The 8,304-nt window shown below is 33.4% G+C and carries 7 protein-coding genes; 4 read left to right on the forward strand and 3 right to left on the reverse strand.

The window, feature by feature from the left end:
- Positions 1 to 98 precede the first annotated feature (98 nt).
- The 3 genes from ACE3PD_RS04570 to ACE3PD_RS04580 all read right to left on the reverse strand — a co-directional run bounded on the left by ACE3PD_RS04570 (position 99) and on the right by ACE3PD_RS04580 (position 3,487).
- Positions 99 to 581: a hypothetical protein gene (locus tag ACE3PD_RS04570; RefSeq protein WP_374399959.1), complete on the reverse strand. Its 483-nt coding sequence runs from the start codon at positions 579 to 581 to the stop codon at positions 99 to 101.
- Between the two features lie 132 nt (positions 582 to 713).
- Positions 714 to 1,262 (reverse strand): PepSY-associated TM helix domain-containing protein, encoded by a 549-nt coding sequence (locus tag ACE3PD_RS04575; protein WP_374399961.1) that lies wholly within the window; start codon positions 1,260 to 1,262, stop codon positions 714 to 716.
- Positions 1,263 to 1,282: 20 nt separating this feature from the next.
- Positions 1,283 to 3,487 carry a TonB-dependent siderophore receptor gene (locus ACE3PD_RS04580; RefSeq protein ID WP_374399963.1) on the reverse strand — a complete coding sequence of 735 codons (2,205 nt, stop codon included), beginning with the start codon at positions 3,485 to 3,487 and terminating at the stop codon, positions 1,283 to 1,285.
- 187 nt (positions 3,488 to 3,674) lie between these two features.
- Here ACE3PD_RS04580 and prfA point away from each other — a divergent pair, with 187 nt between their 5' ends.
- From prfA to ACE3PD_RS04600, 4 genes are all read left to right on the forward strand, one after another.
- Complete coding sequence (gene prfA, locus ACE3PD_RS04585; RefSeq protein ID WP_374399965.1) at positions 3,675 to 4,748, forward strand: peptide chain release factor 1; 1,074 nt, start codon at positions 3,675 to 3,677, stop codon at positions 4,746 to 4,748.
- A 139-nt stretch (positions 4,749 to 4,887) separates the two neighbouring features.
- The gene (gene pyrF, locus ACE3PD_RS04590) at positions 4,888 to 5,721 is read left to right on the forward strand and encodes an orotidine-5'-phosphate decarboxylase (protein ID WP_374399967.1); all 834 of its coding nucleotides are present in this window, start codon (positions 4,888 to 4,890) and stop codon (positions 5,719 to 5,721) included.
- Between the two features lie 25 nt (positions 5,722 to 5,746).
- A complete protein-coding gene (locus ACE3PD_RS04595) occupies positions 5,747 to 6,547 on the forward strand; it encodes an ABC transporter substrate-binding protein (RefSeq protein WP_374399969.1) in 801 nt (266 codons plus the stop codon).
- Positions 6,548 to 6,605: 58 nt separating this feature from the next.
- Positions 6,606 to 7,388, forward strand: a complete 783-nt coding sequence (locus ACE3PD_RS04600) for an alpha/beta fold hydrolase (protein WP_374399971.1) — start codon at positions 6,606 to 6,608, stop codon at positions 7,386 to 7,388.
- The last annotated feature ends 916 nt before the right edge of the window (positions 7,389 to 8,304 follow it).

Raw genomic sequence — 8,304 nt, forward strand, 5'->3', positions numbered from 1 at the left:
TTATTTAAAAAGCATCTAATTCCAATAAGACCAAATAGAAAATTTGAACGAAAAATTGGAAAATACAGGACAAGAACAAAACCAATAGTAACTAAAAATCAAAAGAATAGCTTATGATTTTTTCTTAACTTAATGACATTGGACGCTCGCACTAGCGGGGTGCCTGCTCCGGGTTCAGAGTTTGAAGTAAAATTAATCATTTGCATAGCATGTTTAATTATTGGATTTTTGTCTGAACGATTACTTTTTTTTAATGGATAACCGTGTTTATCTTGGTTTACAATATCGATAAGTATTTGAAGATGTAAAGAATTCTTTATTTCATCTTCAATAATTTGTGGGTTAATATTTTTGCCTTTTAAGTGGTTTTTTAGATGATCTTTTAAACTTGAAAGATTATATAGAATGATGAATATTTTATTGATGATAGTCTCTTCATCATCATTACCTGCAATTATTGAAAAACTACTTTCGTTCTCATTTTGACTATAATTAACATAAACAGCTACTTCCTCATCAAATCTTCCATTAAGTGATGATATAGTTCTTTTTAATCTTGAAGAAAAATCGTTGTAATCCATTTGCTAAGTTTTGAGATGAAAATAATAAAAGTTATTTTCATCTCAAAAATAATTATAACTAATTCAAACCAAACGAATCACGAATTTAACTTATCAACAAAAAAGGCTCACTTTCGTGAACCTTTTCGTTTATTAACTCAAAATAATTAAAACTAAGATGGGGAAAATAATTCCGGCTACGGCTAGTTTCCAGCCTCGGCGTTTAAAAGTGTTTTTGCCGTGGGTTACCATTAAAGTTCCCGTGATGGCAATAAGTATTAATGAGATTCCAAAAATATCAGAATAGTAAATCCACCAGTTAGAAGTAGTTTTATGCAACTTCATTGTTTGGCTGATAATTGGTGTTTTATTGAAAGCAACAATTTCACCTTTTCCGGTTTTCATGTCGATTTCTACATCGTGTTTTTCAAACGAAATTTTAAACGTACCTTTCTTCATATTGTGGCGACGCATTTTATCATCGATGCCCAATTGTTTTCCTAAGTTTTCAGCGAATTTCTCAGTAATTTGGCTTTCTTCTGGTAATTGTACTTTGATGTTTTTGGTTTCTATGGTGTATTTTTCAGGATGCCAATGTTCTCTATGGTTCATTAAAATTCCCGAAAAGGCAAACGAAATTATCAATCCTACATAGAAGTAACCAAAATCGCGGTGAATGTCTCTAATTAATTTTTGTTTCATGTTTTGTTTTAATTGAATTCTTAAAATTTGTATCGTAACGAAGTTAAAATTTGTCTTGGGGCAATAGGGTTTACACTGTAATTTTCATGTAAAGTATAATTCAACTCGTTGGTAATATTAGATAATTTACATAGTAATGTAAATTTTTTCCAATTGTAGCCCAAAGATACATCAATTGTTGTATAACCATTTACTGGAATTTCTCTATCCCAAACATTGTTAGGATATGCTGGATTTACCTGATTGTTCCATCCTCCAAGGCGGTCTCCTGTGTAATTACCAATCGCTCCAACCGATACATTTTTAAACATTCCCGTTGGTACGGTATAGAAGAAACTTAAATTAGCCGTATGTTGTGGAGTTCTTACTAAACGGTCACCTTCGATAAAGCTTCCAGTTGCTCCAGTGGTTTCCGTATAACGCATGTCGTTGTAGCTGTATCCTGCTATAATATTGAAATCTTCGATTGGTTTATAGGTAATGTCTAATTCAATTCCTTTGCTAGTGGTTTCACCGCTTAAAGCTTTCACATTTGTGTTGGTATTGATATTACCATTTGCATCAAATTCTGCTGTTTGTGCTAAATTGCTGTTTACAATTTGATATAAAGTAACGTTTGTTGTTAATTTTCCTTTAAAGAATTCGTTTTTAACACCTACTTCAATTTGATCAATTATAGAAGGTTTAATCGCTTCATTGTAAATGGTTACTCCCGTATTTGGTGTGAATGAGTTGGAGTAACTAGAAAATAAAGTAGTGTATTTGGTAGGTTGGTAAATCAATCCTACTTTTGGTGAAAAAGCTCTATCATTTCTAATTGTTTCTTCTGTAACTGTATTTGCAGCTATATTGTATGTTTCTGGTTTTGCTTCTTGGTATGAATAACGAACGCCTAATAACGCTTTAAATTTTTCAGAAAACGAAATTAAATCTTGTGCATAAATTCCAAAACGCGTAGTTTCTGTTTTTACGATTCTCGTTACTTCAGAAGGTAAAATTGGTCCTTCATTTGAAGCTGCATAAGACGATGGATCAAAAATATTTACGGTATCGTATGTAGTTACGGTTGCTCCAGTTGTTGGATTATAAAATCTGAAAGTGTAAGCATCAGCATACGAAATTTCGGTATCGATACCCGTAAATAATTGGTGTTTGATTTTACCTGTTTTAAAGTTTCCTTGTAAACTAATTTGGTTAGCCAAAATTTGTTCAACGGCTTTATTTCTTCCATAAGGACGATTCCAATCGCCATTTGCCGCTGGTTGAATACGTTCTGTACCAATCGATTCTCTATCGTAATCTTGGAAAGAAGAATTAAAATTCAGTTTCCAGTTGGGATTGAATTCATGGTTTACTAATATCGAAGCGGTTGCTTGTTTGGTGTTTCCATTTGACCATTTTGCCCCTAAATAAGCGTTTCTTGGTACATCGGCAATTTCTTTTCCGATAGAACCAGTACCAAAATCAGGTGTCCAATCGTCGCTTAAATAATCCGCTTGTAAGGTAATATCGGTTTTATCACTCACTTTAAAAAGTAGGGAAGGATTTACGTAGTAACGTTCTTTAGTAACATAATCTCTAAAGCTTTGCGAGTTTTCATACGAACCGTTAAAGCGAAACGCAATTGTATTATTAAAAGCACCATATACATCAGCCGAAGGTTTGTAGAAATTATAACTTCCTGCTTGCATAGTGAATTCGCCACCGGTTTTAAAGTTAGGTGTTTTGGTTACCATGTTCATGATTCCACCTGGTGCCACATTTCCGTATAAAAGTGCTGCACTTCCTTTAAGAATTTCTACTTTTTCTAATGAAGCAACTTCTGGAATAGAACCACTATTAAAACGGAAACCATTTTTAAACATATTGTTAGCAGACATATCGTAACCTCTTGACCAAAATGATTCTTGAGCACCGCCACGAGCCGAACCCACATAAACACCGTTGGCATTTTTAACTACATCACTCAAACGAATGGATTGCTGTTGTTGGATGATTTCTGTTCCAATAACCTGAATGGCTTGAGGTAAATCTTTTTCTTTGATTCCAGCTCGGTTAACTGAAGATTTTGAAGTGTTTTTTTTGGCTTCAATAACTACTTCTTTTAATTTTTTTACAGTATCGTTTTCTGTAAAGTAGTTTTCGCTAACATCATTTGGAGTTTGTTGGGCCACTGCCTGAAAAGAAGACAGTAGTACTATAGATTTGAAAATGTTTTTATACATCTTATTTAGATTTAATTAAAATAACGCCGCAAAAATAATAAGCAAAAATGAATTACCAAAGTTTATTTAGATTTATTTTAAATAAAATAGTTAAGAGATTGATTTTCAGTTTCAAAACTTTTAAACGTTTTAATTTTTAAACTTTCAACTAAAATTGTAACTTTGCACTCCAAAATAAATAACAGCTATGTTAGATAGATTACAATATGTAAAACAACGTTTTGACGAAGTATCAGATTTGATTATTCAGCCTGATGTAATTGCCGATCAAAAGCGTTATGTACAATTAAATAAAGAATACAAAGACCTTAAAGCTTTAGTAGATAAACGTGAAGAATACATCAATCTTGACGGAAATATTAAAGAAGCTAACGAAATTATTGCAGATGGTTCGGATGCCGAAATGGTAGAAATGGCTAAAATGCAATTAGACGAAGCTAAAGAACGTTTGCCTCAACTTGAAGAAGAAATCAAGTATATGTTGATTCCTAAAGACCCTGAAGATGCGAAAAACGTAATGGTGGAAATTCGTGCCGGAACTGGAGGAGACGAAGCTTCTATCTTTGCTGGTGATTTATACCGTATGTACACTAAATATTGTGATTCAAAAGGATGGAGAACATCTGTAGTAGATGTAAGTGAAGGAACTTCAGGTGGTTTTAAAGAGGTAATTTTTGAAGTAACAGGTGAAGATGTTTACGGAACTTTAAAATACGAAGCTGGAGTACACCGTGTACAACGTGTGCCACAAACGGAAACACAAGGACGTGTGCACACTTCAGCAGCAACCGTAATGGTATTGCCAGAAGCAGAAGAATTTGACGTACAAATCGACATGAACGACGTTCGTATTGACTTTTTCTGTTCGTCTGGTCCTGGTGGGCAATCGGTAAATACAACGAAATCAGCGGTTCGTATGACGCACATTCCAACAGGTTTGGTGGCGCAATGTCAAGATGAGAAATCGCAACATAAAAACAAAGACAAAGCGTTAACGGTTTTACGTTCGCGTTTATACGAAATGGAATTGGCCAAAAAACAAGAAGAAGATGCGAAAAAACGTAATTCTCAGGTAAGTTCGGGTGACCGTTCGGCTAAAATTCGTACGTACAACTATGCTCAAGGTAGAATTACCGATCATAGAATTGGTTTAAGTATTTTCGATTTAGATGGTTTCATGAATGGAAATCTTCATAAAATGATTGAAGAATTACAATTGGTAGCCAACACCGAAAAACTAAAAGAAAGCGAAGTTTTCTAAATGAAAGAAAATAGAAGATAGAATAAGAGAAAAGATGCTGAACAATAATTTGTTTGGCATTTTTTTTAAAACTTTGCGTCCCGAAACTTCGGGATTGCGAAAAACTTTGCGAACTTTGCGTTTAAATAACAACAACACAATGACTACTGAACAACTAATTTCCCAAATCAGAACTAAAAAATCATTTCTTTGTATTGGTTTGGATGTCGATTTGAATAAAATTCCAAAACACTTACTACAAACCGAAGATCCTATTTTCGAATTCAACAAAGCCATTATCGATGCTACACATGATTTATGTGTTTCTTACAAGCCGAATACTGCTTTTTACGAAGCTTACGGCATCAAAGGTTGGCAATCGCTAGAAAAAACAATCAATTACATCAACGAGAAATATCCAGAAATCTTCACCATTGCTGATGCTAAGCGTGGCGATATTGGTAACACTTCTTCGATGTACGCACGCGCTTTTTTCAATGATTTGGATTTTGATTCGGTAACAGTGGCACCTTACATGGGAAAAGATTCGGTAGAGCCGTTTTTGGCTTTTGAAGATAAGCACACGATTATGTTAGCTTTAACTTCAAACGAAGGTGCTTTTGATTTCCAAACGCAAAATGTGGAAGGAAAAGAATTGTACAAAGTAGTTTTAGAAACCTCAAAATCTTGGAAAAACTCCCATAATTTAATGTACGTAGTGGGTGCAACTAAAGCCGAATATTTCACAGAAATTAGAAAAATTATTCCTGACAGTTTTTTATTAGTTCCTGGAGTTGGTGCTCAAGGCGGAAGTTTAGTTGAGGTTTGTAAATACGGAATGAGTAAAAACGTTGGTTTATTAATCAATTCTTCGAGAGGAATTATTTACGCTTCAAATGGTGCTGATTTCGCTGAAAGGGCTAGGGAAGAAGCGTTGAAGTTGCAACAAGAAATGGAGGGGATTTTGGTTCCAAGTTTCAAGTTTCAAGTTTAATTTGGAAACTAAAATAACTTGAAACGTGAAACAAATATTAATTGACCAATTAGGAACCCAACACACTTTCGAAACCACACCTTTGCGAATCGTTTCGTTAGTACCTTCGCAAACCGAATTGTTGTACGATTTAGGTTTGGAAGATAACATTGTTGGAATTACTAAATTCTGTGTGCATCCATTTCATTTTAAAGCAACGAAAGTGATTGTTGGTGGAACGAAAACCATCAAATTTGATAAAATAAAAGCACTTCAACCCGATATAATCATTTGTAATAAAGAGGAAAACACCAAAGAAATGGTAGAAGAATTATCCCAAATTTGTCCGGTTTGGGTGACTGATATTCTCACAATTGAAGATAATTTACAAATGATTCACGATTTCGGTCAATTGTTCAATAAACGAACTGATGCAAGAAAATGGATGGATAAAATCAATTTTGCGTATCAAGATTTTCAGCAATTCATCAAAAATAAACCAGTAAAGAAAGCCGCTTATTTTATTTGGGCGAATCCTCACATGGTAGCTGGAAATCATACTTTTATTAATGAATTATTGAAATTGAATCATTTCGAGAATATTTACGAAGTAAAAGAAGGCCGTTATCCAGAAGTCGAATTGAAGAAAATCCGTATAGAAGGCGATCCCGATTATGTGTTTTTATCTTCCGAACCGTTTCCGTTCAAAGACGAACATGCGTTTGAAATTGGACGTTTTACGCATCACGCCAAAACGGTTTTTGTGGATGGTGAAATGTTTTCTTGGTACGGAAGCCGACTATTGAAAGCCTTTGATTATTTTAAATTATTGCATTCCAAAATTTAAATTTTGTTTAGCATTTTGGTCGGATGGAATGTAGTACATTTGACAAAAATTGAAACATTTGATTTCCTACACAATTTATAAAAACGAAACTAGTACCGAATGGGTGACTTTTGTTCATGGAGCAGGAGGAAGTTCGTCTATTTGGTTCAAGCAAATCCGTGAATTTCAGAAGCATTTTAATGTACTTTTGTTGGATTTGCGCGGTCATGGGAATTCAAAAGACCAATTAAAATCGGCACTAAAACAAAAATATACATTCAAAGCCATTGCCGAAGATATTGTTGAGGTTATCGATTTTTTAAAAATTGAAAGTTCTCATTTTGTTGGGATTTCTTTAGGTTCTATAGTCATTCGACAATTAGCAGAAATGCATCCCGAACGTGTGAAAAGCATGATTTTAGGTGGAGCCATTTTAAAAATGAATTTCCGTTCGCAAGTCTTAATGCGATTAGGAAATATGTTTAAATATGTCTTACCGTACTTAGTTTTATATCGTTTTTTTGCCTTTGTAATAATGCCAAAAAAGAATCACAAACAATCACGCTTACTTTTTATTAACGAAGCCAAGAAATTGTATCAAAAAGAATTCATCAAATGGTTCAAACTTACAGCCGAAATTAATCCCGTGTTACGCTGGTTCCGACAAAAAGAATTGAATATTCCCACATTATACGTCATGGGCGAAGAAGATTATATGTTTTTACCTTCGGTAAAGCAAGTGGTGGCTAATCACGTTAAAACCGCCGAACTTTTCATCATTCAAAACTGCGGACATGTGGTGAATTTAGAACAACCAGTTGTTTTTAATGAAACGGTGATTGGGTATTTGAAGAGGAGGTGATAAAATTTATATTTTTCAACAATGGGTTTTCATAAGTAAAATCTAGAACTAGTTATTGAAACAAACGCCTGTTAGCGGTAGGTTTAATCTATTTTTATTCCAATTTTCAAAAAATATTCTTTAAGTGCTTCGTATTTTTCATTACACATCCAACCTAAAAGAAATCCATTGCTTGCAGAAAAGTATTTGCAACCAATACATAAATCGATTATTTCAATGACTTCGTTTGATTGATTGAAAAATATAACGGCAAACCCTTTTTTTTCGTTGCTACAATCTCCAGAATCTTCTCCATGATCTATGCATGAAGTTTTTTCTCTGAAGGAAATTTCCGCAAGTTGCTCAATTTCCTCACTGCTAAGTTTAATTACTTGGTCAAATCTTGAAAAATCAACATCTAAAACGTTTCAATAGTTTTCTAACATAGGAACTGAAATACAACCCATATATTTCCATTTCATATCAGTTGATTTCAAATCAGTGAAACTCACAATTTTTATAATTGGATTTTCGTTAAATGGATAATTATTTAAATAAGATTTATCTGTCTGAGCATTTCCACAAACAGTAATAAATATTAAAATAGTTATGTGTTTTTTAAAACTCATATTATGATTTCGCACGAGGGCGGATTCAAGACCTTAATGCAACAAGGTCAATAATTAGTTAATATATCGAATTTAGTTTTTTATTTCAATTTTGCATAATTTCAGAATAACTTTTTTTGGCTTTTTCAAGAGCCAAAAGTTATTTTCCGAAATTGGCTTGTTTTATGCTGCATAATTATTGATTTCTTGGTTCATAATTTCTCCTGGTGTTTTGTATCCTAAAACCTTTCTAGGTCTGTTGTTTAAAGCTAATTGAGCTTGTTTAAGCTGTTCAATTGTTATTTTATTAAAGTCAGTTCCTTTAGGAA

The organism is Flavobacterium sp., from assembly GCF_041911335.1.
Lineage (GTDB): Bacteria > Bacteroidota > Bacteroidia > Flavobacteriales > Flavobacteriaceae > Flavobacterium.

What these genes read in the sequence shown, in the direction of transcription:
- ACE3PD_RS04570 (WP_374399959.1), bottom strand. Translation starts at nt 581, where the DNA reads ATGGATTACAACGATTTTTCTTCAAGATTAAAAAGAACTATATCATCA.
- ACE3PD_RS04575 (WP_374399961.1), bottom strand. Translation starts at nt 1,262, where the DNA reads ATGAAACAAAAATTAATTAGAGACATTCACCGCGATTTTGGTTACTTC.
- ACE3PD_RS04580 (WP_374399963.1), bottom strand. Translation starts at nt 3,487, where the DNA reads ATGTATAAAAACATTTTCAAATCTATAGTACTACTGTCTTCTTTTCAG.
- prfA (WP_374399965.1), top strand. Translation starts at nt 3,675, where the DNA reads ATGTTAGATAGATTACAATATGTAAAACAACGTTTTGACGAAGTATCA.
- pyrF (WP_374399967.1), top strand. Translation starts at nt 4,888, where the DNA reads ATGACTACTGAACAACTAATTTCCCAAATCAGAACTAAAAAATCATTT.